Here is a 265-nt window from a genome sequence, read left to right as displayed (position 1 = left end):
CAGCGGGAATGTCGGGTTGGGTCGCTTCGCAGACGGTCGAAACTGCCGGCACCGTCCGAACGCGCGCCTGCATGCCGGGGACGCTGTCGACGCCGTGCGCGATCGCGAGCGCGAGTTCGCGCGTGGCGCCGTGACGGCTGTAATAGAGCACGAGAATGTCTTTCATAGGCCTCATCGGTGAACGGGTATTATAGGGCTTGGGTCCGCTCTACAGGCCGTTCCCAGCGATTCACAGCCATTGGTGGCCATTCGGCCAGGCTCGCGC

1 pseudogene is annotated in these 265 nt (G+C 64.5%); it reads right to left on the bottom strand.

Annotated elements, in window-relative coordinates:
• Positions 1–166 (bottom strand): annotated as a pseudogene (locus SB822_RS57885) (NAD(P)H-quinone oxidoreductase); the annotation flags it as partial.
• Between the last annotated feature and the right edge of the window lie 99 nt (positions 167–265).

Source organism: Paraburkholderia sp. SIMBA_054 (assembly GCF_046534875.1).
GTDB classification, from domain to species: domain Bacteria; phylum Pseudomonadota; class Gammaproteobacteria; order Burkholderiales; family Burkholderiaceae; genus Paraburkholderia; species Paraburkholderia hospita.
Note: the sequence above shows the minus strand (reverse complement) of the source record. Positions and strands in the feature narration are given on the sequence as shown.